Here is a 25,303-nt window from a genome sequence, read left to right on the forward strand (position 1 = left end):
ATCGACCTTGTGTTTAACCGCATACAAACACGTCCGTGCGTTGTGCGCTATCGTGCTGAATATCTTCCTGCCCGAGAGCCTGTCCATGCGCAGATTAATCATCCTGTCCTTCCTGCTGCTCTCCCTCAGCGCCTGCGCCCTGTTCCCCAGTCGCGATCCGCTGCACATTAACGTGGTCGGTATCGAGCCGCTGCAAAGCCAGGAACTGGAAGTGCGTTTCGCGGTAAAACTGCGCGTGCAAAATCCCAACGAAACCGCGATCGCCTACAACGGCGTGGCGCTGGACCTGGAAGTCAACGGCCGACCACTCGCCTCCGGCGTCAGCAACCAGTCGGGCTCGATCCCACGGTTCTCCGAAGCAGTGTTAGTGGTGCCGGTGAGCATTTCGGCGTTCACGGTGCTGCGTCAGACCCTGGGGTTGAGTCAGACGCAGACCCTGGACAATCTGCCCTACGTACTGCGCGGCAAGCTGGCTGGCGGCGCGTTCGGTACCCTGCGTTTTGTCGATCGCGGCAAGCTCAGCCTGCCGGGTTCGACCTCCGGCACCTGGTAACGCCCCGTTATGTAACGGGGTCGATCACCTGCGTCACACAATGCTTGAGACCTTCTATGTGCCAGTTGGCCCACAGTCGGGTTTTGCCGTTGCCGCCCTCATCCGGCTCTATCGCCAGCCAGTTTCGAGCGGCAATCAGGTAACGTCCCCTTGTGCCGATGGGCAACATGGTTCCGGTGATGGCGTAGTCGATCTGTTCCTGGTGCCCGCCAATGGACTCCAGAAATTGCACCGCCAGCACCGGCGGCGAAGGATGCACGACCCCGGTCGAAATCAATTGGTAGATCGTTCCTGCACCATCGACGTTATGCCGGGACAACTTCGATTCGATCACACAGGCCCCGGCCACATGAACATCACCGGACACCAGCGTGACCTTGCATGACTCGGCATTGGCGAAATCCAGCAGCCGCATGATCAGCCGCTTGCGTTCGTCTCGGTGGGGCTGGCTTCGCCAGTGGTCGCGCAAATCGTCCTCGAGTTCCTGTTGCCCCGACATCAGGTCCAGCGCCTTTTCGGCCGCCTGCAAATCAAGGTAACCCACGGGAATACTCGACATCAGCAACAGGTGCTTGTGCGCCTTGAGCTTGTCCAGCCAGGCATAAATCGCATCCCAACTGAGGGGCGAAATCACCCGTGTCTGTTGAGCCCGTGGAGTCGTCAAGTCCGGCGCGCGTTCGCTGCGCAGGTCGGGAACCAACAATGCCAACTCGCCCAGGCCGGTGAACCCCAGGTGAAAGCCGTCGGCGGTACCCGGAATCGCGCAGGGATGCGTATCAGCGGACGGTTTGAGGTGCGGATGGGTCTGGATCAGTTGCTGCTGGAAAATCCTGAAATAGCGTTTGGCCGTGGCAAACAGCCCCTGGAACACCGGACTTGAATGCAGCATCTCATCGTAGGAACCCCAGCCGTCGATGATGTCATGGTCATCCCACATCATCACCGTCGGGATGGCGCTGAATAGCTTCGCGACCTCAGGCTGTTTCCAGCACTCCAGGTAGAGCCTGGCGAAAAACTTGTCCAGATCTGCTTCGATCACCTTGGTGTAGACGGCCTTTTGACGATCGGCGAAAGGTTTGGCAAACCATGCTTTCATGGACGACACACTGCTGCGCATGTCGTCGCTGTAAAGCTGATCGCCACCCATCAACAGCAGGTGATAGGGCTTGCTTTGATGAACGCCCCACATGTGCTCCCAACGCTCGTTGTTCCTGTCCACCTTCTCCATGTCCTTGGGGTCCGAGAAGCCGTTGCACGACACATACGCGATGCGCGGCGACTGGCCCTTGGCCGGAACGACAAAGTTGGCCTCTGCCCCTTCTATGTAGATCGTGTAAGTGGTGGCAACGGCTTTGTCTTGCGGTGCTTTGAAATCAATGCGCCAGACGCGGTGCTGAGGATTGAGCAGCGGGATATCGGCGGTGGCCAACGGTTTGCCGGCAGTGACACCCTTGGGCACCTTCACGCTGGGCGATGCCCCGCCCAAGGGTAGAACCACCAGAGCCGACACGTTATAGACACTACTGTTGATGCCACGAAACTGCAGAATCGGGCCGAGTAACACACTCATGGGCAGTCCATCCATTGACGGGGGTATAAACGCCTAGAGACTAGACGACAATCACGCCCCCACCCGATTTATGTGTTGAACCGCACGCCCGGTTTGGCTCGCTCATCCACCGTCAACTCAAACACATCCGGGCGCGCGTAGTGCCCGACCACGTCGTAGTCGTATCGGGCGCGGATCAAATCATCAGTGTCGATTTCAGCGGTGAGCAAACCCGCCTCGCCACGCAGCGGCCCGGCGAGAATGTCGCCCATGGGGCCGACAATCACACTGCCACCGGCAATCAACGGGCGCTGCGCCGGCCAGTTGGCGATGTCCAGGCCCAAGGCTTGCGGTGAGTCTTGCACCTGACAGGCGCTGACCACAAAGCAGCGGCCTTCATGGGCGATGTGGCGCATGCTGACCTGCCACATTTCCCGCTCGTCCACGGTCGGCGCGCACCAGACTTCCACGCCTTTGGCGTACATCGCAGTACGCAGCAACGGCATCATGTTTTCCCAGCACACCACCGCGCCGATTCGCCCGACCTGGCTGTCGATGACCGGCAGAGTCGAGCCATCGCCCTGGCCCCAGATCAATCGCTCGGTGCCGGTGGGCATCAGCTTGCGGTGTTTGGCGACCAGCCCGGCCTGCGGATCGAAGTACAACGCGGTGCAGTACAAGGTGCTGCCCGCGCGTTCGATCACACCGATCACCAGATTGGCCCCGGTGCGGGCCGACAAACCGGCCAGGGCCTCGGTCTCGACACCGGGCACGTCGATGGCGTTGGCGAAATACCGCGCAAACGCTTCACGACCTTCCGGCAGTCGATAACCCAGTTGTGTACCGAAGCCCTCGCCTTTGGGGTAACCGCCGAGCAATGCTTCAGGCATGACCACCAGTGCGGCGCCGGATTCGATAATGGCGTTTTCCCAGGCAAGAATCTGTTCCAGGGTGTCGGCCTTGCCGCCGGGCAAGGCACCGATTTGCAGTGCAGCAACGATGGACTTGGGCATCGCGGTAACTCCGTCAGTAATGAGGTGTTGCTCATTCTCCGGCGCCACAGGATCATGAATAAAGCCCTGCTCACTGCTGAATGATATGAATCAAATGAATATCGCCTGCGTCGATCTCAATCTGCTCAAAGTCTTCGAAGCCCTGCATGAGGAATCCAGCGCCAGCCGTGCCGCGCTGCGTCTGGGTGTGACGCAATCGGCGGTCAGCGCGGCGTTGCGCCGATTGCGAGAAGTGTATGGCGATCAGTTATTCGTGCGCACGGGTCGAGGTCTTGCGCCGACGCTCAAGGCCAATCAGCTGAAACCGGTGGTCAGCGATGCACTGAATAAATGCCGGCAGAGCCTGGCGATGGTCGATCCGGCGGCCCACCATTACGACGGACGCTCAGTGACGGTGGGTTTGTCGGATGATTTCGAAATCGCCTACGGCCGCCGATTGATCGAAGAGATCGCTCGCTGTGCGCCGAAACTGCGGCTGATCTTTCGCCAGACCCATAGCCAAATCGTCGCCCAGGCCTTGATGGAGCGCAGCATTGATCTGGCAATCACGGCAGGCGGGTTTGCCGAGCGTTTGCTCAGTCGTCAGGTGCTGGGTGAAGGGGGTTATCTCTGCCTGGCGGATCCCCTCAGCCTGGCCGATGGGCAGCAGACCCTCAGCCTTGAGGACTTCGTCGCCCGCGAGCACATTCTGGTGTCATCGGGCGGTTTTATCGGGATTACCGATGAAGGTCTGGCGGCGTTGGGATTGAGTCGGCGGGTCTGCGCATCGACCACGCACTTTGCCGCGTTGCCGTATCTGCTCAAAGGCAGTCAGGCGGTGGCGACCATTCCGGCCCATGCGGCCCAAAGTATCGCCGCGCTCAGCGGGCTGGTGCTACTGCCCTGCCCTTTGGCGCTGCCGCGTTACCCGATCGAACTGGGCTGGCGCACCAGTACGCAGCTCGACCCGGTGGTGTTGAAAGTGCGCGAGGCGATTGTCGCGATCTTTTCCCACCCGTAGGAGCCGAGTAGTGTCAGGTAGAAACTTATTTAGCGGCCATCAGGCGATTGACTTCACTGCGCACCATGTTCGCGAACTCCGGGGGCGACATACCGTCGAGTTCGGAACGCACCCACTCGGCCCATTTGCCTTTGCGCTTGGCGCGTTCACCGAACAACCGCGCGGCTTCGCCCTTGGCTTTGCCCAGGTTGTTTTGCCAGAGTTCGAACAGACGGGATTTTTCATCTTCAAGCGCCGCGCGCTCGGCAAGGGGTTTGTCGGCCAGATTGAAGCTCATGGGAGTTACCTGCTGCGTAAAATAGGCGACATCTTACACTGTAGGAGGAAATGTCCTGTGCTGGATTTTTCTTCAGGGTTGAGTCACCACGCAAAATGGCTGCAACTTTTTCAGCCGCGTCAGACTCCATTGTTCACTGTCCATTCACCTGCAAGGAGTACTCCAATGGCCCGCAAAACCGCCGATCAAGTCGCCGAGGATCAAATCAAGGATCAAGTCTTCAGCGAACTTCAGGCCCTGATCGAAGAGTCGGAAAAACTGCTGAAAAGCAGCGCTTCACTGGTCGGTGAAGAAGCTGACACCCTTCGCGGACAAATCGCCCAGAAACTCCAGCAGGCCCGAAGTTCAGTCTCCAGTGTTCGTGACCGGACCCAACCTGCGGTCGACGCCACCGAAATCTACATCGGCGGTCATCCTTGGCAAACCGTGGCCATCTCCGCCGGATTCGGTCTGGTGGTCGGGCTGTTGTTGGGCCGACGTTGAACCTGTGGGAGATTCTATGGTTGAGGGGAAGCCCTCAACCGGCTTTTGGTTGGTATTCGCTCTGCCCTTTCAGCAGAGCGAATACGATCCGAGCAAGCTTGCGAGCCAGTATCACCAGCGCCTGAGTGGTGCTGAAGCCTCGAGCTCTTTGCTCTTCGTAAAAGCCTTTCCAGGCGGGCGTACGGCTGGCCGACATGGCTGCATTGTGCAAAAGCCGGCGGGCTTCCGGGTCACCTCGCTTGGTCAGACTCCGACGACCATCCTTTTGTCCTGACTTCGACACGCGCAGATCCATTCCCAGGAAGGCAATAAAGGCATCCGCGTTTCTGAAGTCGCCCCGCTGAAACGCCGTGAGCAAGCGGGCTCCGGTCAAAAAACCAATGCCTTCAACTTTCACGCAACGCTTCAACTGACTGAGCAAGCCGGCTTCCTTCAGATGATCATTAATCGTCTTTTCGACCAGCGCCTCAAGCTGCTGCATGGATTTCACTTGCTCGGCGAAAGCTGTCTTCAACAGCGGCTCATTCGCCCAGCTTTGCACCAGGCCGACCCGCGCCTGAACCAAGGCTGCGCGACGACGGAAGAGGCTCAGGAGCTGGCGGTACAGCGGTGATGGCGGGGTCCACGGATGAAGATCATCACCTTCGTTCTTCAGATAGCGAGCGAGCAGCCTGGCATCCAGCGCATCGGTTTTGGCACGGATATTCACCCCTTTGCGGTAATGGCTGAGTTCATAGCCACCCACCATGTAAATCGTGCAGCCGGCCTCATAGGCCAGATCAGCGAACTCCAAGTGATAGATATTGGTCGATTCAATAGCTACCGCGACTGTCCCTGGCAAGGCCTTCAACCACGTCTTGATGGCTGCTTTGTTGTTGGGAATCTCTTCAAGCAGGTCAAGTTCGGCGTGATAGATCACCAGTTCGTTCTTGGCGACATCCACACCTACGATCGGCTGTGTGACAGAAACCGGCATTGCCATTGTATTTCCTCCGGGATATGGTTTTGAACACTTGAAGGGCTCACCCAGAGGCGCAGGCTTGTTCCTATCGTCGGTCTAGCCAGATGCATTCTTTATCGGCGCTTGGGTGAAAGGAGGAGGGGCGAAATCTCCCACGGATCTGTACTGCGTCAACAGTCAGAATCGGGCTTTGTCCCTCCTCCTCCCTTCAAGTCCTACCATACAAGCGGGCTTGCTCGCGAAGGCGGCGGCACAGTCAACATTGATGTCGCCTGACACACCGCTTTCGCGAGCAAGCCCGCTCCCACATGGATTGCGTTTGACTCTCCAGGGCTCAAAGCCCCGCCAATTCCCGCAGATTCGCCAGCGTCTGTACATCGAGCGAGATGCCTTGAGCACCAGACTTGGCGCGCTGCTGGTGACGCCGATCACCCGGTAAACGCTTGAGCCCCACACCGTGCATCTGCCGGACCAGTTCCTGGCTGCGTTCGGCGAAGTTCTGCCCCGCCGACTTGCTCGGATCGATCACGATCAGCAGTTGACCGGTCCAGGGGGTTTTGGCACCCGGATGGTTCGACCAGTCGAACTCGAAAGAAAAATTGCCGCCGGTCAACGCCGCCGCCAACAGTTCCACCATCATCGACAGCGCCGAACCTTTATGCCCGCCAAATGGCAGCAAGGCGCCACCCTCGAGAATCGCTTTCGGGTCCTGGGTCGGCTGGCCCAGGCTGTCCACACCCATGCCTGCCGGCAAGCGCTCGCCTTTGCGGGCAGCGATCTGTACATCGCCATGGGCAATGGCGCTGGTGGCGAGGTCGAAGACGATCGGATCACCGTCGGCCCTGGGCGCGGCGAAGGCAATCGGGTTGGTTCCGAACAGCGGGCGATCGGCGCCGTGCGGCACCACGCAGGTCATGCTGTTGACCACACTCAGTGCCACCAGCCCTTCTTCGGCAAACGGCTCGACGTCCGGCCACAAGGCGGCGAAATGGTGGGAATTGCGGATGGCCAACACCGCAATACCGGCGCTGCGGGCTTTTTCCACCAGCAATGGCCGCGCCGCCGCGAGGGCCGGCTGGGCGAAACCATTGCCAGCATCGACCCGGACAAACCCCGAGGCCACGTCCTCGACCACCGGCACGGCCTGACCATTGACCCAGCCGCTCTTCAGCGTCGACACATAACCGGGAATGCGGAACACACCGTGACTGTGAGCCCCGTCGCGTTCGGCACCGGCGCAGTTGAGGGCCAGGGTTCTGGCGACGTCGGCTGAGGTGCCATGGCGCTGGAATATCTGCTCGAGCAATAGAACGAGCGCGTCGAAATCGAGGGTTTGGGTGTTCGAGTTAACGGCCATTTCAGGCGATGCGGTCATCTGAAGCTCCGGTTTTATTATTGGGTATGGGCAACAGGTCAAACGAGGTTGCGGGCAACCCGAAAAAGTCGTCGATTAAGCGCTGTTTTACCGGCGTCCTGTCAAGCCTCCAGCAAAGGATCGAGTCAAGCAATATGTACCGCACCCGGGCTTTGCATTGGCCCTACTGTTTTCCCTCGACCCAGCAACCTGCGATCACCATTCATCGCAGCCCATCGAGGACAAACCATGACTGCTCCCCCGCTGCCGTATTTTTTCGACGAGGCAGAACGTGCATCCAATGCAAAACAACCCGGCGAGCGCGAGAAAGCGCTGAACTTCACCCTTGATGACCTGAAATGGTTGAAGGGTGGTGTTTATCTCGCCACCCACGAGGCTCGCACAACCCAAAAGGCTGCGATGCAGATAGATCGGCTGATGTTGCAGATGTCCGCCGGACCCGACATTCCATTGGCCGGTGCGTTTTGCATGAGTCGTCCCAACAAAAGCGAAGTCATCCTCTATACACCCTGGAAAGGCCTCGTCAAATTCGCCGACATGACCGACCTCACAACGCAACTCGAGAGATGGCTGAGCCAGGCCAGCGACCAGCAGGCGCTGCTGCGTTACCTCTCCATCGAACAGCGTTCGACTGCATCGGCAACCACGGGCTTGACGGTGTCGACGCAAAAGATCGAGGGGGCGGCGTTTCAGGACCAGGAACAGACCCTCGACCGCAACCAGGCGCAGAACATCCAGACGATGCTGGCCGAACTGGTGAAAATGCCATCGCTGCAGTCGATGCTGGACGAGACACTCAAAATCGCCCTGGCCAAGCGTTTTCCCAAACTGGACCAGCGCCGTACACAACTGGACAGTTATATCGACAGCGCTTCTCCCGCCTCCGATACCACCCACCCGCAAAACCGGCGCAAGCTTTCTTCGCTGTCTTTGAGCGATGCCCTGCTGCACGTCTACCTGACCAATCAGTGGCCGGATGGCGATATCAGAACCTTCTCCAACCCAGGCCACGGTGTGAGCAACCACGCTGACAACCAGGCCTGGGAACGCGAGATAAAAGAGATCGCGCAAAGCTTCACACCCCGCCTGCAGAGTCTGCTCGAAACCTTCTGGAATGCCCCCATGAGCGGCGGGCAGTCCCGTTCCGACTTTTTCGCCGAGAGCCTGCGAGATACCTATCATGTGGATCTTCTGCTAAAGCGTCAGCAAGGTATTTTGACCACCGCTGAATATCTGGAGTTGATGAGCGTCAGCGGAGCCGAGCCTGCCCCAGAACTCCCGCTACGGGTCGAGAAAGTACGCGTCAGCGCGCTCTACAAACATTATGTAGAGCTCGCGTCCACCTTTATGAGCGGCAACTCGGACACCTTGGGCTACCTGTACACCCACTCCTCAGGCATCCAGGCCAGTACCGATCTTGCAGCGATAAAAGACACGGCGCTGGCCATGCTCAGAAGCGAGGGTCACGAGGACAATCTGCTCAATTTCATGTCCCTCGACGAACGCGACACCTTCCTTTCGCTTGAGCCGCAGGAGCGGCTGATCATTGGAGAACCGATTACCGGCCAAGTATTTGAGCAACTCATTGAAGATGTCCGCGCCAAGCAACTGCAGAACCTGACATACGCCCTGAGCCGGTACCGGGAAAGCGAGGGCACGCTCAATGTACATGCGTTGCTCGACAAGGCGCTGGATGTACGAGGCCTGATCGACAATCGCCTGTTGACCGGCGATGCAAACGGCCGCTGGAGCACCCGGGCCGATCAGCGTTGGAGTGCGCGACCGGCCACCGTGCGTGCAGAATCAGCAAAAGAACAACTGGCAAGTCTCTCCACCGTCAAGCAGGCACTCGAGCATCAGCTTGATCAACACCCGTCCATTTCGGTTACAACGTTCGCGGCGGCACAAACCCTCGCTCGTTCGTCTCTTGAGCAACTGCAACCCAAGTTTGTGCATACCTTGAGCACCGCATTGCGTAGCGAGCACAAACTGCTGGGCGTCGCCCGCGCGCTTGGGACGACGGAACTGGCGATGATCAAAACACTGTTCGAGACGCCGGTCCGGCTGCAACGCGGTGCTCTGAACGGGTTTCTGCCGGATGTCTTTTCCCTGGCACTCAAGGCCGACGACACCAGTGACGTGCTCAAGCTCGCCAGTTGTTTTGTACTCACCGAGCGCGGCGGTCAGGACCCGACCCACTCCGGCAAGGCGATTCTATGGACCCCTGCCTCGGGATTCGAAGCCTTTACTTCCCTTACCCCGCTGCTGACAGCATTCAAAAGACGTTTGCAGAGCGAGGACGATCGCCCAGCGATTCTGGAGAATCTCGAAAGAAGCCAGCGAACATCAGGGCGTACCTTTACCCTCGCGCCATTACAGCTGATTCATGAGGATTTTCTGGATCACATACAAAAACCATTCGTTCGGCTGGATCAAATCTCGGTCGAACGCGCCTTGGCCTCCTCACTGCCCGCACCGATTCTGAAAAATCTACTGAACCTGGTGGCATTGCACACACCGAAGACAGGGCTACGTCGGGCAACAGACCTCGCACGCTCTCTGGCGACCCAACAAAAACTTCCGGTATGGTTGGCCAAAGCGTCCATACAGGATCAGGTACTGCATGCAGAACTGCTTCAGCAATACCTGAACAATGCCAAGGACGATAAGGATTACCTGACCGGCGTGCGCTCTCTTGAACGCACGGCACAGTTCGAGTTGAAAAAGTTACTCAAGGCCGATCGACTGGACATTGATCCGGACAACGTTCAAGTGCAGGTTGCCTCGCCCCTAACGTCTGGCGCAGAGACGCTGACGCTGTCGGCTTTTGCATTGACTCACTTTCATGAACTGGACAATGCCGACTTCAAGCTGGTGTCACTCACCTCCACCGCCGTCCCGGCCAAAATGGACAAGCGTTACATCAAGAGCCTGATACGAAAGCTGGATGTCGGCCAGCTTCAGCAAAAAATAGTGACGGCAGCGTTTGCCGAAACCAATACGAGTGCGAAAGCCTCCCGGCAGCTGTTCGCCGCACAATTACCGTGGCAACTGTTGCACTACGCGCATTCGCTAAAACTGCAGGAACGCCTGAGCGAAACCGGGTTCGACTTCATTCGGCAAGTCATGGACATGCCCGATGCAATCGCCCGCGAGGCCGTCGACGGTGCGAATGCGATAATCCGTCCACTTGAGATCCTCTACGGTAAAGGTCTGTCGTCGATCAAAGTACCAGGCATTTATTTGATCGGCCCCAAACCGAACACGGCGGGACCACAGGTGCTTATCGCGCCCTATAGCCCTGGCCATGGAGTGAAGGAATATGAAAACGAACATCTGTTGCTGACGGAGCTCAAGTCACAAGGCCCACTGCAGAGTTGGGTGCGCAACAGTCTGTCGCATACTGACCGCACGCATTACGACAGCCATGTGACCAGTACGACTGCGTCCGGCGAAGTCAGTCTGGCCTCCAAACCCATCAGGGGCGATCTGTTCAAGCACCTGTTCAACGCAAATGTCGAATGCCTGGCGCGACTGCTGGGCACCCAATCCTTGAAGGACGCTCAGGGCGACTGGGAAACCATAAAACGCGTATTGGGTGACGCTCCTGAACAAGCCTATACGTTCCTGCTGGGCAAGCTGGCCTACCCGATTGTCGTGTGGCACAGCTATCGCGATATCAAGGAGTCTGCAGAGGACCTTCAACAACACAAATGGGGGCCGGCGATAAAGTCCTTTATCAGCGGCGTAGCGCAACTGGCGATGTTGCGCCAGTCAATGGAAAGCCAGGCAGAACCCTCGGCGGCGGCAAGTGAGCCTTCCCCCCCTCCAACCAGTGTCAACCTTCAATGGCGGGACATCGCCATTACCGATCCGGTACGCACAGGGTTGCAGAGCCGCGAGCACATTGATGCCGACCTCGGCTCAATGACCCGGGACGCCACCCTTGGGCTCTACACACACCCGACCACAAAGAAAAAATACGCTCCGGTTGAAGGAAAGGTCTATCCACTCGAAAAACGCGGCAAGCGCTGGCGCATCAGTAGTTCGGGCAGCGATGGCCCCTATGTCGTGCAGAACGCTTCAAAGCAGTGGGTGCGGGAGCCGGAGGACACGCAGGCTCGCCAGTACAGTTTAAGCAAGCGGCTTAAAACATGGTCCGCTGTCCGGGATGGGATGAACGTCGAAGCCAATGGAATGGCCGAAATACGCAGGCTCTTCCCTGTACGGGCCCGGCTGATCGATGAAAGCCTTGACTTCGCTACCACCTATGCCTGGAACAGCTTCCGCAACTTGCAACTGTTGAAAAAAACAGGCGACACAGAGACACCGGTCCATCAACTGATCAAGAGATTTCTAGATGTACCGGCGATATTGCCCGCGCATGTGGCGAAGATAGAGAAAGTCGTAGAAGAAATCCTCAGTGCCCTGGTGGACCCGACGCTCAGGAACGAGAAGTCGAAGCGCTTTGTTACTGGAAGAGTTCATGAACACCGGGACATTACATTTGGCTTCACGATCCCTGCCGACCAGGAGAAAAAAATCTATCTGGCAGAGAAGTTTTTTATGCCCTATCTGGATCACTACCGTAATTACCTGACCGATGCCTCTTTCCCGATCCGTGCTCACGCCCGTGCAACGACGTTGATCCACGAGCTGTCGCATGTGATCTGTAACGCGGAGGATATCGTTTATTTGGATTGCGGCAGACCGTTTGTCGATCTGATTGATACCACCACGACCCGTGGCGCCAAGCTGAGCAGGACGTTGACGCAGGCTCAGGAGGCGCTTTCAAACCATACGCCTTTATACGAGCTGTTCACCGTTTTGAATGCCGAAACAAACGTGTGGGAAGACTTTGGTAAAACCAGCCATGAGAACACCGATTATCTACATCAGCAGATTTTGAGCCTGACCGGCAAAAAGACATTGGCCGAAGCACGCACGCATTTCAAAAAGGATACGACGGCGAGACTGGCGGTCCAACTGGCCAACGCTGACTCCATCGCCTGGCTTATCACTCATTTGGGACGCCAGCTTCACGTCGACACGCCCTGAAACGCGGTGACAGGGCACTGGCGCAACGTCAGTGCCCTGTAAAATAGTTTCGACTTTGATGGGGAAATGCCATGACGGTTGTTCTCGCAGACTTGCCCTCAAGGTTAGAATGCAGGAAATCAGGATGAGTCAATGACCGACCACTCTCTCTCGCAAGCCCAATACGACGCCATCACCGATGCCGCTGCGCACTGGTGTATGCGGCTGCACGCCATCGACTGCACGGCCGAAGAACGCCTGGCGTTCGAGCAATGGCGTGATGCTCATCCGCTGCATGCCTTCGAGTACGAAGCCATGCTGGAGATCTGGGATGTTGCGGGGGATTTACCGCGTCCCGAATCCGCCGCGCCGGCTGTTCGGGTCAAACCGACAACGCCCTGGCGCGCCTTCGGTATTGCCGCCACCGTCTGCGCCCTGGCGCTGCCACTGGCGGCGTATACCGGATGGAACCTGGGTTGGCTGCCCAATGCCTATCAGCATTTCGAGGCGACCGAGAATGTTCGTCAGGTCACGTTAAGCGACGGCAGTCAGGTTGAACTGAACCTGGGCAGTGAACTGACGTTCAGCAATTACAAGGATCAACGTCGTGTCACGCTGAAAAAAGGCGAAGCCTTCTTCAGCGTCAGCCACGACCTGCAGCACCCGTTCATTGTCAGGGCGGGCGACGGCAGGATTCGCGTCACCGGCACCCAATTCAATGTCTGGATGTATGAAGACCAGGTCCGCGTGAACCTGATCGAGGGTTCCGTGCTGGTGACCAGTAACGATGCCCTGCCCGGCGACGGTCTACGCCTGGAACCTGCGATGCAGGCACGTTACAGGCACGGCGACTTCACCCCGCAAATCAGCCAGACCTATGCCAACGATCAGTCGCTGGCCTGGCGCAGCGGTAAGCTGGTGCTTGATAATCTGGCGCTGACCGACGCCCTGCCGTTGATCAATCGTTATCTGAACAAACCGGTGATGCTTGCAGACCACAGCACCGGTTCGATTCGCCTCGGCGGTATCTACAACATCAAAGAACTCAATAACCTGGTGGCTTCGCTGCCCAAGGTGCTGCCGGTCTACCTGACCCGCAACCAGGACGGCAATCCGGTCCTCAACTCGATGCCTCAACAAGCCCCAAAAAGCTGAAGGCCGACACCCTGAGGGGTGCGGCCTTCACTTTTTCATTTCAACGCTGTTGCTGTTACTGCGCGGCGATCTTCCCCACCTTTTCGTCCTGCTCGCGGATCGTCTGAGCCTGGTACTGCGGATCAGCCGTGATCTGCTGCTCGGTGAACGGCAACACACTCAACTGTTTCTTCGAAAAGGCCTGTGTCTGGTCCCGGGAATACTTCGACGCCGGGTCGCTGGACAACGAGAATGCCAGCAACCCCTGAACCTGCGGCCCCTTGTCATCGAACGTCACCACCTGCAAATAACTGGTGCCACTGACGACTTCGCGTTTGCCGTCGGTTCTCGGCACGCTTTGAATGGCGTTATACACCCCCAGCGTGCCCGGCCCACCGTGGATCGGCGTTTGCTCCCTGCCACTGCTGGCCACCTGGATATCGCCCCAGCGGCTGTCAGCCTTCAAGCCAAGGGTTTTGACCTTTTCTACCGAGGCCAGCATCGCCGTCCGGACCGCTTTGGCGACTTCCGGCCGTTCGATTGCCAGGCCACGCGGGGTGTGTTGCGGGTCCTTCGGATCGAACGCTACACGCCAGAGGTCAGGGATTCGCTGCAACGGCACCATGACATTCTGAAAGTGCACAAAGCCCAGCCCACTGTCCAGATTCACACGGTGATCCCACGCCTTGAGGCTGGCACACAGCGGCGTCAGCGTCGGCGCATCGGGGCCGAGGTCCGCGGCACAGAATTGCAGCAGGTCCGGCATCACCAGGGCGGCCTGATACACCTGATCGTCCATCACCATGTGTTGCAGATCCGCCGCAGCGACAGGGCCGACCTTGTTCAAACTGCTCAGGCGCTCCAGTGCGAAACGCGAACGCAGCCCCAGTGGCTGGTTGTCCTGACTGATCAACGGCGAGAAACCGGTGAGCGGTTGTGCCGGGTTGGCCATCCAGGCCGAATCGTTGGAGTGCTGCACAAAATCCTTGCGCAGCAGTTGCGGCAATTTGTCTGCCGCATAAATACCTTTTTGCGCGGCGTGCGGGTCGATGTCCCAGGCGCAGGCGCTGTTGGAGCCATCGAGCAGGATCATCTGTAATCCGGCCCGTGGATCGCTGCATTTTGCCAACTTGTCGGCACTGACGTTCGGCACCACCGACAGGTTCATGTAAAGCGTCTGCCCCTGATCGTCCACCGCCAGGGTATTGACCCACGGGATCCCCTGAATCTTGTGCACCGAGGCCTGAAAATCCTTGAGGCTGGCGGCACGGTTCATCGCGGACCACTGCTGCAAGACACGGTCGTTATCCAGGTTGGCATCGCGCAGGCTGTAGGCAAACTGGTTGTTCCAGTCCAGTTTTCCGGGCCATTGAACAATCGGGCCGAATTCCGAGCTATAGACCACATGGGAAATCTGCCGGGTGTGGCCATCGGGTTGCTTCACGTTGACTGTCAGCGTCTGCTTTCTCATCGGCAAGGACTTGCCATCCAGCAAGTAACGGGTCGGGTCCTTTGGATCGAGTTGCAGGCGATACAGGGTGAAGTGCTTGGACGAATCCACGGTGTGGGTCCACGCCAGGTGCTGGTTGAACCCGATGTTGATCATGGGCATACCTGGCAACGCAGCGCCCATGACGTCCAGTTTGCCGGGAATGGTCAGGTGCATCTGATAGAAACGCATCCCGCCCACCCAAGGGAAATGCGGGTTGGCCAGCAGCATTCCGCGGCCGTTGAACGAGCGCTCACTGCCGACCGCCACTGCGTTGCTGCCGCGATCCAGAGCGAACCGTTGCAGGCGCGAAGCCGCCAGCTGGAACGACGCCGGTTCGCCTGCCACATGAGCGACGGCTTTAGGCGGGGTGGCGCCGGCCAACGCTTCGGCAAACTGCCCCACGCCGCCTTCGACCAGCAGACGGCGGGTCAGCTTGACCACGTCCTGGGGGGTAATCGCGCGCACCCATTCCCCCTGGCATTGCTGCGGCAACCCCTGCACCCGACGCTCTGCCAACGAACGGTTGTAACCCGCCACATAACCTTCGATGAGCTCACGGACTTCAAGCGTTTGCGCCTGCCAGAAGGCGGAGACAGCCAGTGGCGTGTTCAGCCAGCTGAAAAACAGATCGCTGGCCAGGTTCCCGCGCTCTTCGACCGTCAACAGGTCCGGGCCAAAATACCGTGAACGCTCGCCATTGACGGTGACGATCTCATTGGCCAGCAAGCACAGATTATCCTGAGCGTAGGCATAGCCGATGCCGTAGCCGAGCCCACGCTCGTTTTCGGCCCGAATATGTGGCACGCCGAAACCGGTTCGACGAATGTCGGCCGTCGCTTGCTCTGGCTGGCTACGCGCGTTTGCCGCAAGACTCAGCCCCAGAAACACACCCGCAAGGCTCAACCTTGTTAACTGCCTGGAAATAATCACGCTCGCTCCTGATCGAAAAGACGTCTGACACGCAATGCGCCTCCCCTGAAAACGAAGCAAGCGGCAAAAATTTAAGCCTTTCAGGTCGCCCCACGCCCATCTCACGGGTTGCTGACGTAACGGCGACAAATTTTCTACATACGGTTCTTCATTATTTCCCTGCTCGTTCGTCTTATTGGTTAAGAGCATCCATCACATTGTCCTGATCAGGCTCTGAAAAGGAGTTTTTGCATGTACAACCCGCAACTGCCAACGGACGGTAGCCATGCGCCAAAGAACACCTCGATGGGTTCCGGCGTTTTCAATCAACAGACCGAACGCCACGGCAACGAACGGATCAGGTTTCTGCTCAAAAGCTTTGGCCTGCGAACCAGCCTGATTCGCCTGAAAGTCATCGACGCCTTGCTGACCGCCGCCGAAAGCGACCGCAGCCTGGGCGTGCGCGGCGTGCACAGCCACTTGCTGGACCTGGACATTCCCCTGTCCTTTCTCAGTGTCCGCGAAGTGTTGAAACGCTTGTGCGGTGAAGGCGTGATTACCCTCAACCCAGACAAAAGCTACAGCCTGCATCCACAGGCTGCCGCCGTCCTTTATAGCGAGCCATCCGGCCGGGGGGCGTCGCTCAAGGCTTGACCTTGCGACGCATCACGCCATTGATGACCACCACGACCACCGCCACGCCAATGGCGATGTACTGGAACAGCTTCTCTGTGATGATCCCTGCGTTTTGCAGCCAGGAGAGGCCGAACATGATCCCCAGTACCACCAGGGAGATCAGAATCGAGTATTTCAAACGTTGCGACTGGGTCATTGCGGGTTCCTGAACCAAAAAATGTATCCGGTTTGCATCCGGTTGCTTACCAAGCCTCTACCGTTGCGTGGGAATGAAGGGCTGCAAACGGGTCTCATGTTACAGCCGATGAAGAGTTTTGACTTCATTGCGGCGATAACCATGAGGATTTTTAAAATGCTCCGTCGAATCACACTGCTGATTCCCCTGCTTGCGCTCCTGACCTTGAGTGGCTGCATCATTTTCCCCCACGGCGGCTGGCATGGCGGCCACCATTATGACCGTGGCGGACCGGGCTACTATCAGCATCGTTAACGTTAAATTACTTTCTTTACGAGTGAAAACTTACCACTCGCCGAAGAACTTATCCTACAAGCCGTGTACAAATGCCTGCTCTATAGCGGGCATTTTTCTTATAGGACTATTCTTATTCGACTGTAATTTTATTTACAGAGCCCCACTCTTTTTTCCCCTAAACTTCCAGCCAGACACATAACGAAAGATATGGAAACTTTTAGCCTCAAATAAGCCCATGAAATTATTCATGGACCATGACTACTCTTGGCCTGCTGCCTTATCAAACTTCCAGCACCAACAGGAACGTCATGCACAAGCCTTTGATAGATATAAGCCCGCCTCGATTACTTGGGTTTTGTCTTGTAATCACTCTTTTCGAACTTCTGACTTATATGGCCAGCGATATGATCATGCCGGCCATGTTGACTGTAACCCATCAACTGGATGCCACCCCGAACCACGTTCCTTATGCCTTCAATCTTTACTTGATTGGCGGCATTCTTCTGCAATGGCTTATCGGTCCGCTGTCCGATCACTTCGGTCGTCGCACGATGCTGCTCATCGGTTGTGCGGTGTTCTCTCTGGCCTGTGCCTCAGCTTTCCATGTGCAGAGCATCCTTGCCTTCAACGGCTTGCGCCTGATTCAGGGCATGGGGTTGGGATTTGTCATCGCTGTCAGTTATCCAGCCCTGCAAGAAGTTTTCTGCGAAGCCGACGCGGTAAAAATCATGGCGTTGCTGGGGAACGTTGCGCTGCTCTCCCCGCTGCTCGGCCCCCTGCTCGGCAGCCTGGCACTGGAATGGCTTTCCTGGCGGGAGTTGTTTTTAGTGTTGGGTGTCGGCGGCGCGACGGTCTGGCTCGGGCTTTACCTGTTCATGCCGGAAACCGTGGGCACCTTGCGCCAGGACGGTCAACAATTGGCTGCTGTGCCCTTTGAATGGGGCGGCACCGTGCGCCGATACGCCGCCTTGCTCACCAACACGCCATTCCTGAGCGCTGCCGTCGCCCTGGGACTCATGAGCCTGCCGTTGATTGCCTGGATCGGCTTGGCGCCACTCTTGCTGATCCAGAGCCAGGGGCTTTCTCCTCTGCAGTATGGCCTGTGGCAAATCCCGGTATTTGCGGCCGTCATTCTCGGCAATCTGATACTCAACCGATTGATTGCCAACACTGAACTGCCCCAACTGATCCGATACGCGCTCTGGCCATTTTGCGGCGGGCTCATTGCCTTGGTCGCCATCACGTTCACCGGCGCTTCAACGGTACTGCTGATCAGTGGCCTGTCGATATATGCCATCGGTCTTGGCATGAGCAATGCTGCGCTGTACCGGCTTGCCCTGTTTTCCAGCGACGACAGCAAAGGCCTGGTCTCGGCCATGATCGGCATGCTCTCCATCGCCGTCATGGGTAGTGGCGGCTCGATTCTCGCGGCACTGGGTGCCGCTGACAGCCTTGAAGCCTTCGCCCTGATGGCCGGTCTCATGGGGCTCTTGTGCCTGTTGCCCTTGCGACTGTTTCTGCGGCGCTCTCACATCGCGCTGGCCGTCTGACACCACCCAATAGGTCTTTTGATGATCCATCTCCCCCACACCGATGCGCTTTGCGCGTTAACGCAACCCTATTGTCTGGACTCCGTGCCGGAAGGCCTGTTCGACCGGGCCATGGGCGAAATCAGCCTGTTTCATTGCCATCACACGCCTGGATACGAACGCTGGCTGAACGCCAATGATCTCGATGCCCACGCCCTGGAGACACTGGATGACTGGTCAAGGCTGCCACCGATTTTTGCCAATTACTTCAAACGTCACTTGGTGTTCGGCCCTACAGGCGAAGACGCGCTGGAGCTGACATCGTCCGGCACCAGCGGCCAGAAGAGTCGCATGCGCTACGATCATCGCAGCATGGCCGCGGCACAAGGCATGGTAAGCCACATTTTCCGGCATTACGGCTGGGATACCCCGGACAGCCCCTGCAATTACCTCCTGCTGAGCTACGAGCCCGAGTCTGCCATCACGTTGGGAACGGCCTACACCGATCAGTTTCTTTGCAGCTATGCCCCCGTCAACCGAGTCGTGTACGGCTTGCGCGTCACCGGCAAAGGCCACGAATTCGACCTTTTCGGTGTGATTCGTGCCTTGCAGGAGTTTGCCGAAGAAGGATTGCCCGTTCGCATTCTCGGTTTTCCGGCGTTCCTTTCCCATGCGCTTCAACGCATGGAGGACACCTGTGTGGCCGATTTGCAGTTGCCTGCCCAGTCACTGGTGTTTCTGGGGGGTGGCTGGAAAACCCAGGCAGCACAGGAAATTCCCCTGCATCGGTTGTATGCCCGAATCAACCGGCAATTGGGTATCGACCTGTCCCGCTGTCGGGACGGTTACGGCGCCGTAGAGCATGCCGTGCCCTATATCCAGTGTGCCCACCATCATTTTCATGTGCCGATTTACTCGAAGGTTTTCGTGCGCAACCCATCCTGTTTCACGGTCCAGCCATACGGCCAGCGTGGCTTGCTGGAGTTCGTCTCACCGTACATTTCGTCCAGCCCTGCCCATGCTGTGGTCATGGGCGATCTGGCGTCATTGCACCCCGGCACAAGTTGCGGATGCGGCCTGACGACCGATTGGTTCGAGTTGCATGGACGTGCCGGCACCACCACCAGTCGCAGCTGTGCCATGGCCGCTTCAGAACTGATCGGAGGCGTTTGATATGTACCTGATCAATGGCCAGTTGCGTGACGACGTCACCCCGGAAAGCGCCCTGGAACTCCTTCGGAAATCATTGCCTCGACTGCTTTCTTCACCGATCGATAGCGACACCGTCATCGAGTCCGCCGCTCACTTTGCCACGCAGTTGCAAACTCGTAGCCTGGATCTGTCCCTCGACGATGATCAATACCAGGGGCTCATCGATTTCTGCCAACGCAGCAACCTGAGCACTAAACTTGAGCGGGAACTGGGCCAGCAACCGCGTTCGCTGCGACGCATCGATTACCGCCAGCCGAGCTTCGAAAGCTGGCATCCGTTGGGGCTGGTGGTGCATATCACCCCGGGCAATGCGCCGATGCTGGCGTTCTGCGCGATCCTCGAAAGCCTGTTGGCCGGCAACATCAACTGGCTTCGCCCCAGCTCCAGCGATCAGGGTTTGACCGCGCGGTTGCTCGCCGCGCTTGCGCGGTGCGACACCAGCGGCAGACTGGCCGAATTCGTAGCGGTTCTGCCGGTGAACACCTCTTGCATCGCTCAACTCTGCGCCAAGGCCGACGGGGTATCCGCCTGGGGCGCAGAAACGGCGCTTAAAGCGATCCGTCAGCAAATCCCGGCCGGCTGTCGCTGGATCGATTGGGGTCACAAGGTCAGCTTCGCCTATCTGTCACCTGACGCGGCGACCCCTTCGGCGCTCGATGCGTTGGCGGATGAAGTCTGCCTTCTGGATCAACAAGCGTGCTCCAGCCCTCAATGGGTGCTGGTGGACAGCAACGATCCGGTGGTCCTGCGCGACCTGGGAGAACGTCTGGCCGAAGCGTTCAAACGCCGCGCCCTCCACTGGCCGGCGTTGGTGCCGACAGACCAGGAAGCTTCGGAAATCACCACTCGCACTGCCATGGCGCAGCTCGATCAATGCTTCAACCATCAGACCGGTCAGGTGTGGGCCGGTCCCGGATGGCGTGTCATCTGGGAGCATCACCAAACGCTCGCGCCGTCGCCGCTGTTTCGTACGATTCTGCTCAAACCAGTGCCGCGGTCTCTGCTCACCGAAACGCTGCAGCCCTGGCGCGCTGTCCTGCAAAGCTGCGCGTTGATGTGCCCCTCGGCAGAAACCCCCGCGCTCGTTCGAACATTGGTCAATGCCGGCGTCAGCCGCATTGCGTCTTGCGAGTCGATCCATGACGGCTACGCCGGTGAGCCCCACGATGGCGTCTACGCACTGTCGCGCCTGAGTCGCCGTCTATCGGTGAGTTTGCCCCCGGATGTCTTGACGGGCCGTGCAACGCTCGATCCGGTTCCGCCTGCCCCCGACAGGGCCCATGGCCCGATCATGGACAAAGACGCCTTCACGACCCAGCCAATCGGCCCAGAAGCACAGCTGTACTTCCGCTCCGGCGGTAGTAGCGGGACCCCGGCCCTGGCCGGTTTCAGCTATCGCGACTTTCAACGGCAAATGCGTGCCGCAGCGGATGGCATGTTCTGCGTCGGGCTCGATCCGTCACAGGACCGGGTGATGAACCTGTTCTACGGCGGCAGCCTCTATGGTGGTTTTTTCAGTTTTTCAAACATTCTCGAGCAGATGGACGTTGTGCATTTGCCCATGGGCGCGCCCCAGGACGATGACTTTAGCGAAGTCGCCCGACTGATCGTGGAGCAGCGTGTCAACGTGCTGATCGGCATGCCCAGTACGCTGCATCGCTTGTTCCTCAAAGAGCAGGCCCGACTTCACGCCTATGCCGGTATCGGCAAAGTATTCCTTGGCGGCGAGCATCCGGGGGAGGCCAGCCGGCGTCTGATGGAAAGCTGTGGGGTGTCGACGATTCGCTCCGCCCTTTATGGCTCCGTCGATGCAGGCCCCCTGGGGCACGCCTGTCGGGCGACGGCGGACGGCGTGTTTCACTTGATGTGCGAAACCCAGCATCTGGAAATCGTTCAGCTCGAACAGGATGTGCCGGTGCAGGCCAATGAGATCGGCCGCCTGCTGTTTACGTCCCGCGCCCGGCAAGGTCAGCACGTGCACCGATATGACATCGGCGACACCGGGCGCTGGATACCTGGAGCCTGCCCGTGCGGACTGGAGACGCCACGATTCGAACTGCTGCAACGGCACGGCAAACTGGTGCGGATTGGCACGGAATTCATTTCCCCTTCGGCGCTGGAACACAGCGTGGCAATACCGATTCAAATTGTTCTGGACCACACCGCCGACGGGACCGAACGAATGCGCGTTCTAGCGGATGCGGACCCCGCCTGGGTACACGAGAGGCTGCTGACTCACGAAGCCTTGGCGAATGCGGTGAGTTCTGCACTTTTAGTTGTGGAAGTGACAGCGTGCGCCGAACACTCATTCACCCGAAACAAACACAGCGGAAAAAATCCATTAGTTATCGACCGACGAAAATAAAAACAAACAACGTTAGCTATGTTCTTTTAATCAAGATGCCTGATATAAAAAAGAGATCCCAGTGAAATCAACCTGCTTGTTTGAACAACTAGTTCGTCATGTACGACAACACTCAAACTTTTACGGCAAACACCTGAAACATTTGCCCACGGAAGGTTTTACTTTAAAAAACTTACCATTAACCCATGCGGCCGACTATTGGGCCGGCAGCAACGATTTGGGTCATTGGCCGGTTCTGACCGCAAACGTCGACGATGCGCTGGTGTTTAAAACCGGAGGTTCGACCAGTCAGGGCAAGCTTGCGGTTTACTCCTACGAGGAATGGCAAACACTGGTCAGTACCTTCGGAAGCAGTCTCTCCTCTCAACTGAACAAGGGTGACCGGATCGCCAATCTGTTCTTTTCAGGGGATCTCTACGCCAGTTTTCTGTTTATTCACGACGCCCTGGCCCATGTCGGGCAATCCATCTGTGAGTTTCCGTTTACCGGAGACGTCGAGCTGGACGTACTGGCAGATGCCATCGCACGACACCGGATCAACGTTCTGGCCGGAGTGCCGGCACAGTTACTGCGATTCGCGGCCTACCTGGCGCAGCATCGGCGGGTGTTATGTGGGGTCGAGACGCTGCTGTATGGCGGCGAAAGCCTGTTTGCCCCGCAGTTGGCAATCCTCGGCGAAGTGTTCCCCAACGCCCGCATCGCCTCCATTGGCTATGCCAGCGTAGACGCCGGACTCATAGGCGCCAGCGATCGCGACTGTGCATTGGGCGAGCATCGGGTATTCGAACAGCAAACCCTGCTGGAAATCGTCGATGAACACACCGGTGAAGTGATTGAAGAATGCGATCGCACCGGGTTGTTGGTACTGACCAACCTGACACGCCGGCTCATGCCGCTGCTGCGCTATCCGGTGGGCGACCGTGCCTGTTGGCGTGAACCGACCGCAACCCCGAGGCGTAAATTCGCCCTCAAGGGACGTAGCGCTCACAGTCAACGAATACGAGTAGGTGTGCTGTCGCTGTTCACCGAAGAAATACACGAGATCGTTCAGCGTGTAGCGCACAGCGAGCAATGGCAATTGCTGATCGAACAGGCCGGCCCCAAGGATCTGTTGAGCGTGAAGTGGGTGCCCGAACCTCAGTTACAAACCGTCGAGCCGGTGCGTCGCGCATTGTGTGAAGCGCTGCTTGCCCGCTACCCCGCCATCGACGACCTGAGCCACGAAGGTCTGCTGGAGTTGCGGGTGCTGCCCTGCGCAACCACAGACCTGGAGCTTCATCCTCGCTCGGGCAAACAACTGCGGGTGCTGGATTTGCGAGTGTATGACGTTCCCTCACTGGAGTTCGCGTGATGACCCGGTTGATAGTTCGCGCCTACCGTCCCTCCGACGCCGGTGCGGTGAGCCGGTTGTTCCGAGAAGTCTACGGCGATCATTACGCTCAGCCAGATGTCTACTTGCCGGACATGATCAGTCAGCACAACGCCGAGGGTCGCTGGCAATCGATGCTGGCCGTGGACGACGCCCGCGTCCTCGGGCATGCCGCGTTGCGACTCGAGACGCCTTCGAATACCGCGGAGCTGGCCCTCAGCGTGGTGCATCCCGCCGCCCAGGGACAGAGTCTCGCAACCCGTCTGAGCCGCGAGTTACTGAGGCAGTCAGGTACTCTGGGGCTCAAGAGCGTCTCGATCAAGCAAGTGACCCACCACCCCTACACTCAACGCATGGCAGAAAAAATCGGCTTCTACAGTACAGGACTGCTTCCTGACTACGTCCCTTCGCCATTCGCTGAACCACTGCCGGAAACTATTGTGATGGGCTGTCACATGATCGACGGACACACCCGTCCTCTCCCCGACATCCCTTGGCCCGAAAGCTGCCGGACGTTTATGCAGCACCTGTGCTCGGTGTTCGGAACCCATCAGGACAAGGCGTCACCACCGGCGATGCCCTTGCAAATCAAGCAACACCAACATCGGTACGACATTGTGATTCAGCGCTTGAACAGACACTTGCTCGAGCAGCTCTGGCGACTGCCCAGTCACTGGCTGCTCTCGGCCAGACTCGAACTGTCCCGGTACTTCGCCCGGGATCTGCGCAGATTTTCGGCGCTGGGCTTCGCCTTCACCGGCCTGATGCCCATGCCGGGCGACAATGGCTGGTTCGCCCTGTTTCATCGAGGTGCCCAGTCTCGATCCCTCAACCTGCACTGCCCACACATGCAACAGTTACATGACGACTTACAGCTGAACGCCAATACCACGAGCACACACAGTAGCGCCAAAGCACTGAATGCAGTGCGCTCAGCCGCTTGAGTCCTTTCTATAAAAACCATTAGCCGACTGCGTGCAGAGCTCCACCATCCAGTCGACGAATACTCGCACCCGCCGGGACAACTGCCGGTGAGGAGGATAGAGCGCCGTCAGCGGCATACCTGGTGGCGGCACATCCTTCAGGACCTCGACCAAGCGCCCCTCCTTCAACTGGCGGGCAACGTGATAGTACGGAGCCTGGACCAAACCATATCCCGCCTCACACGCCGCCAGATAACCATCGGCGCTGTTGACCGAAACGTGCTTGGGCAAGTCGATCAGCCGCCGCTGGTCATCGACTACAAATTCCATTCCGTAGCGTTTGCCAGTGCTATTGGAAAAGTATTCCACCATCTGGTGATCCTTCAGATCCTCCAGACACAGCGGCGTCCCGAGACGCTGCAAGTATTCCGGGCTGGCACAGGTGACTTGATCCAGCGTGACCAGCGGCCGCGCCACCAGTGAGTCGTCAAGGGGCGAGCCCCCCCGCAACACGCAATCGACGCCTTCGCGAATCAGATCCACAGGCCGGTCATTCAAACCGATCTCCAGCTCGATCAAGGGATACCGGGCTGTGAATTGCGGCAATGCCGGGATCACGATCAAACGCCCCACCCCCGCCGGCATATCCACTCGCAGCAGACCTTTGGGGTTGTGACGAGCAGCGGAAAATACGGCCTCGGTCTCATCCAGATCCGCCAGCAACCGTACGCAACGCGGGTAATAGGCGGCGCCATCGAGCGTCAGGCTGATCTGCCGGGTGGTGCGTTGCAGCAGCTGCACGCCCAGATGCGCCTCAAGTTGCTTGATCAGAATGGTCACCGACGCCCGGGGCAATTGCAGGCTGTCCGCCGCTTTGGCAAAGCCGCCCAGTTCGACGATTCGGGTGAACACACGCATGGCGTTGAAACGGTCCATTGCTTTGGCTTACCGGCTGATTATTTAGAAAATGCAAATAGTGATAGCAGTTTTAGCCGGTTTATCTTGTTTCTGTCG

20 protein-coding genes are annotated in these 25,303 nt (G+C 58.1%); 12 read left to right on the top strand and 8 right to left on the bottom strand.

The window, feature by feature from the left end; genetic code table 11:
- The first annotated feature begins 85 nt into the window (after positions 1-85).
- Positions 86-553: an LEA type 2 family protein gene (locus tag QMK51_RS15220; RefSeq protein ID WP_320390748.1), complete on the top strand. Its 468-nt coding sequence runs from the start codon at positions 86-88 to the stop codon at positions 551-553.
- Positions 554-560: 7 nt separating this feature from the next.
- Here QMK51_RS15220 and QMK51_RS15225 read toward each other — a convergent pair whose 3' ends face one another.
- Positions 561-2,123: an alkaline phosphatase D family protein gene (locus QMK51_RS15225; RefSeq protein WP_320390749.1), complete on the bottom strand. Its 1,563-nt coding sequence runs from the start codon at positions 2,121-2,123 to the stop codon at positions 561-563.
- 68 nt (positions 2,124-2,191) lie between these two features.
- Positions 2,192-3,115 carry a carbon-nitrogen hydrolase family protein gene (locus QMK51_RS15230; protein WP_320390750.1) on the bottom strand — a complete coding sequence of 308 codons (924 nt, stop codon included), beginning with the start codon at positions 3,113-3,115 and terminating at the stop codon, positions 2,192-2,194.
- An 85-nt stretch (positions 3,116-3,200) separates the two neighbouring features.
- On the opposite strand from QMK51_RS15230, the gene QMK51_RS15235 reads away from it, so the two are divergent.
- Positions 3,201-4,115, top strand: a complete 915-nt coding sequence (locus QMK51_RS15235) for a LysR family transcriptional regulator (protein WP_258695981.1) — start codon at positions 3,201-3,203, stop codon at positions 4,113-4,115.
- A gap of 25 nt (positions 4,116-4,140) precedes the next feature.
- Here QMK51_RS15235 and QMK51_RS15240 read toward each other — a convergent pair whose 3' ends face one another.
- Positions 4,141-4,392, bottom strand: coding sequence for a hypothetical protein (locus QMK51_RS15240; protein ID WP_007937833.1), 252 nt, complete (start codon positions 4,390-4,392; stop codon positions 4,141-4,143).
- Between the two features lie 165 nt (positions 4,393-4,557).
- On the opposite strand from QMK51_RS15240, the gene QMK51_RS15245 reads away from it, so the two are divergent.
- The gene (locus QMK51_RS15245; protein WP_320390751.1) at positions 4,558-4,875 is read left to right on the top strand and encodes a DUF883 family protein; all 318 of its coding nucleotides are present in this window, start codon (positions 4,558-4,560) and stop codon (positions 4,873-4,875) included.
- A gap of 34 nt (positions 4,876-4,909) precedes the next feature.
- Here QMK51_RS15245 and QMK51_RS15250 read toward each other — a convergent pair whose 3' ends face one another.
- Entirely contained in the window at positions 4,910-5,857 is a 948-nt protein-coding gene (locus QMK51_RS15250) for an IS110 family transposase (RefSeq protein ID WP_320390752.1), read from the bottom strand.
- A 313-nt stretch (positions 5,858-6,170) separates the two neighbouring features.
- A complete protein-coding gene (locus tag QMK51_RS15255) occupies positions 6,171-7,211 on the bottom strand; it encodes an Ldh family oxidoreductase (protein WP_320390753.1) in 1,041 nt (346 codons plus the stop codon).
- Between the two features lie 228 nt (positions 7,212-7,439).
- On the opposite strand from QMK51_RS15255, the gene QMK51_RS15260 reads away from it, so the two are divergent.
- Entirely contained in the window at positions 7,440-12,269 is a 4,830-nt protein-coding gene (locus QMK51_RS15260) for a dermonecrotic toxin domain-containing protein (RefSeq protein ID WP_320390754.1), read from the top strand.
- 132 nt (positions 12,270-12,401) lie between these two features.
- On the top strand, positions 12,402-13,403 hold the full coding sequence (locus QMK51_RS15265) for a FecR family protein (protein ID WP_320390755.1): 1,002 nt from the start codon (positions 12,402-12,404) through the stop codon (positions 13,401-13,403).
- 55 nt (positions 13,404-13,458) lie between these two features.
- Here QMK51_RS15265 and QMK51_RS15270 read toward each other — a convergent pair whose 3' ends face one another.
- Positions 13,459-15,804: an acylase gene (locus QMK51_RS15270; RefSeq protein WP_320390756.1), complete on the bottom strand. Its 2,346-nt coding sequence runs from the start codon at positions 15,802-15,804 to the stop codon at positions 13,459-13,461.
- 231 nt (positions 15,805-16,035) lie between these two features.
- Here QMK51_RS15270 and QMK51_RS15275 point away from each other — a divergent pair, with 231 nt between their 5' ends.
- Positions 16,036-16,437 (top strand): fe2+ zn2+ uptake regulation protein, encoded by a 402-nt coding sequence (locus QMK51_RS15275; protein WP_258695987.1) that lies wholly within the window; start codon positions 16,036-16,038, stop codon positions 16,435-16,437.
- On the opposite strand, the gene QMK51_RS15280 is transcribed toward QMK51_RS15275, so the two are convergent.
- On the bottom strand, positions 16,427-16,615 hold the full coding sequence (locus QMK51_RS15280) for a hypothetical protein (RefSeq protein WP_223486845.1): 189 nt from the start codon (positions 16,613-16,615) through the stop codon (positions 16,427-16,429). The two genes, QMK51_RS15275 and QMK51_RS15280, sit on opposite strands and share 11 nt — an antisense overlap.
- A 156-nt stretch (positions 16,616-16,771) precedes the next feature.
- On the opposite strand from QMK51_RS15280, the gene QMK51_RS15285 reads away from it, so the two are divergent.
- The 6 genes from QMK51_RS15285 (at position 16,772) to QMK51_RS15310 (ending at position 24,310) form a co-directional block, all read left to right on the top strand.
- A complete protein-coding gene (locus QMK51_RS15285; RefSeq protein WP_258695988.1) occupies positions 16,772-16,909 on the top strand; it encodes a hypothetical protein in 138 nt (45 codons plus the stop codon).
- A gap of 290 nt (positions 16,910-17,199) precedes the next feature.
- Positions 17,200-18,441 carry an MFS transporter gene (locus QMK51_RS15290; protein ID WP_320390757.1) on the top strand — a complete coding sequence of 414 codons (1,242 nt, stop codon included), beginning with the start codon at positions 17,200-17,202 and terminating at the stop codon, positions 18,439-18,441.
- 21 nt (positions 18,442-18,462) lie between these two features.
- Positions 18,463-19,593, top strand: a complete 1,131-nt coding sequence (locus QMK51_RS15295) for an acyl-protein synthase (protein WP_258695990.1) — start codon at positions 18,463-18,465, stop codon at positions 19,591-19,593.
- A 1-nt stretch (position 19,594) separates the two neighbouring features.
- The gene (locus tag QMK51_RS15300) at positions 19,595-21,997 is read left to right on the top strand and encodes an aldehyde dehydrogenase family protein (RefSeq protein ID WP_320390758.1); all 2,403 of its coding nucleotides are present in this window, start codon (positions 19,595-19,597) and stop codon (positions 21,995-21,997) included.
- A 61-nt stretch (positions 21,998-22,058) separates the two neighbouring features.
- Positions 22,059-23,348 (top strand): phenylacetate--CoA ligase family protein, encoded by a 1,290-nt coding sequence (locus QMK51_RS15305; protein WP_413817484.1) that lies wholly within the window; start codon positions 22,059-22,061, stop codon positions 23,346-23,348.
- Positions 23,348-24,310 carry a GNAT family N-acetyltransferase gene (locus QMK51_RS15310; protein WP_320390760.1) on the top strand — a complete coding sequence of 321 codons (963 nt, stop codon included), beginning with the start codon at positions 23,348-23,350 and terminating at the stop codon, positions 24,308-24,310. The genes QMK51_RS15305 and QMK51_RS15310 overlap by 1 nt, the downstream gene beginning before the upstream one ends.
- Here the strand turns inward: QMK51_RS15310 and QMK51_RS15315 are convergent.
- Positions 24,299-25,225, bottom strand: a complete 927-nt coding sequence (locus QMK51_RS15315; RefSeq protein WP_320390761.1) for a LysR family transcriptional regulator — start codon at positions 25,223-25,225, stop codon at positions 24,299-24,301. The genes QMK51_RS15310 and QMK51_RS15315 overlap by 12 nt on opposite strands.
- Positions 25,226-25,303: the final 78 nt, after the last annotated feature.

The organism is Pseudomonas sp. P9_31 (genome assembly GCF_034008235.1).
In the GTDB taxonomy this organism is placed as follows: Bacteria; Pseudomonadota; Gammaproteobacteria; order Pseudomonadales; family Pseudomonadaceae; genus Aquipseudomonas.

Coding starts and splice junctions, on each gene's coding strand:
- QMK51_RS15220 (WP_320390748.1), top strand. CDS start 86: ATGCGCAGATTAATCATCCTGTCCTTCCTGCTGCTCTCCCTCAGCGCC.
- QMK51_RS15225 (WP_320390749.1), bottom strand. CDS start 2,123: ATGAGTGTGTTACTCGGCCCGATTCTGCAGTTTCGTGGCATCAACAGT.
- QMK51_RS15230 (WP_320390750.1), bottom strand. CDS start 3,115: ATGCCCAAGTCCATCGTTGCTGCACTGCAAATCGGTGCCTTGCCCGGC.
- QMK51_RS15235 (WP_258695981.1), top strand. CDS start 3,201: ATGAATCAAATGAATATCGCCTGCGTCGATCTCAATCTGCTCAAAGTC.
- QMK51_RS15240 (WP_007937833.1), bottom strand. CDS start 4,392: ATGAGCTTCAATCTGGCCGACAAACCCCTTGCCGAGCGCGCGGCGCTT.
- QMK51_RS15245 (WP_320390751.1), top strand. CDS start 4,558: ATGGCCCGCAAAACCGCCGATCAAGTCGCCGAGGATCAAATCAAGGAT.
- QMK51_RS15250 (WP_320390752.1), bottom strand. CDS start 5,857: ATGGCAATGCCGGTTTCTGTCACACAGCCGATCGTAGGTGTGGATGTC.
- QMK51_RS15255 (WP_320390753.1), bottom strand. CDS start 7,211: ATGACCGCATCGCCTGAAATGGCCGTTAACTCGAACACCCAAACCCTC.
- QMK51_RS15260 (WP_320390754.1), top strand. CDS start 7,440: ATGACTGCTCCCCCGCTGCCGTATTTTTTCGACGAGGCAGAACGTGCA.
- QMK51_RS15265 (WP_320390755.1), top strand. CDS start 12,402: ATGACCGACCACTCTCTCTCGCAAGCCCAATACGACGCCATCACCGAT.
- QMK51_RS15275 (WP_258695987.1), top strand. CDS start 16,036: ATGTACAACCCGCAACTGCCAACGGACGGTAGCCATGCGCCAAAGAAC.
- QMK51_RS15280 (WP_223486845.1), bottom strand. CDS start 16,615: ATGACCCAGTCGCAACGTTTGAAATACTCGATTCTGATCTCCCTGGTG.
- QMK51_RS15285 (WP_258695988.1), top strand. CDS start 16,772: ATGCTCCGTCGAATCACACTGCTGATTCCCCTGCTTGCGCTCCTGACC.
- QMK51_RS15290 (WP_320390757.1), top strand. CDS start 17,200: ATGCACAAGCCTTTGATAGATATAAGCCCGCCTCGATTACTTGGGTTT.
- QMK51_RS15295 (WP_258695990.1), top strand. CDS start 18,463: ATGATCCATCTCCCCCACACCGATGCGCTTTGCGCGTTAACGCAACCC.
- QMK51_RS15300 (WP_320390758.1), top strand. CDS start 19,595: ATGTACCTGATCAATGGCCAGTTGCGTGACGACGTCACCCCGGAAAGC.
- QMK51_RS15310 (WP_320390760.1), top strand. CDS start 23,348: ATGACCCGGTTGATAGTTCGCGCCTACCGTCCCTCCGACGCCGGTGCG.
- QMK51_RS15315 (WP_320390761.1), bottom strand. CDS start 25,225: ATGGACCGTTTCAACGCCATGCGTGTGTTCACCCGAATCGTCGAACTG.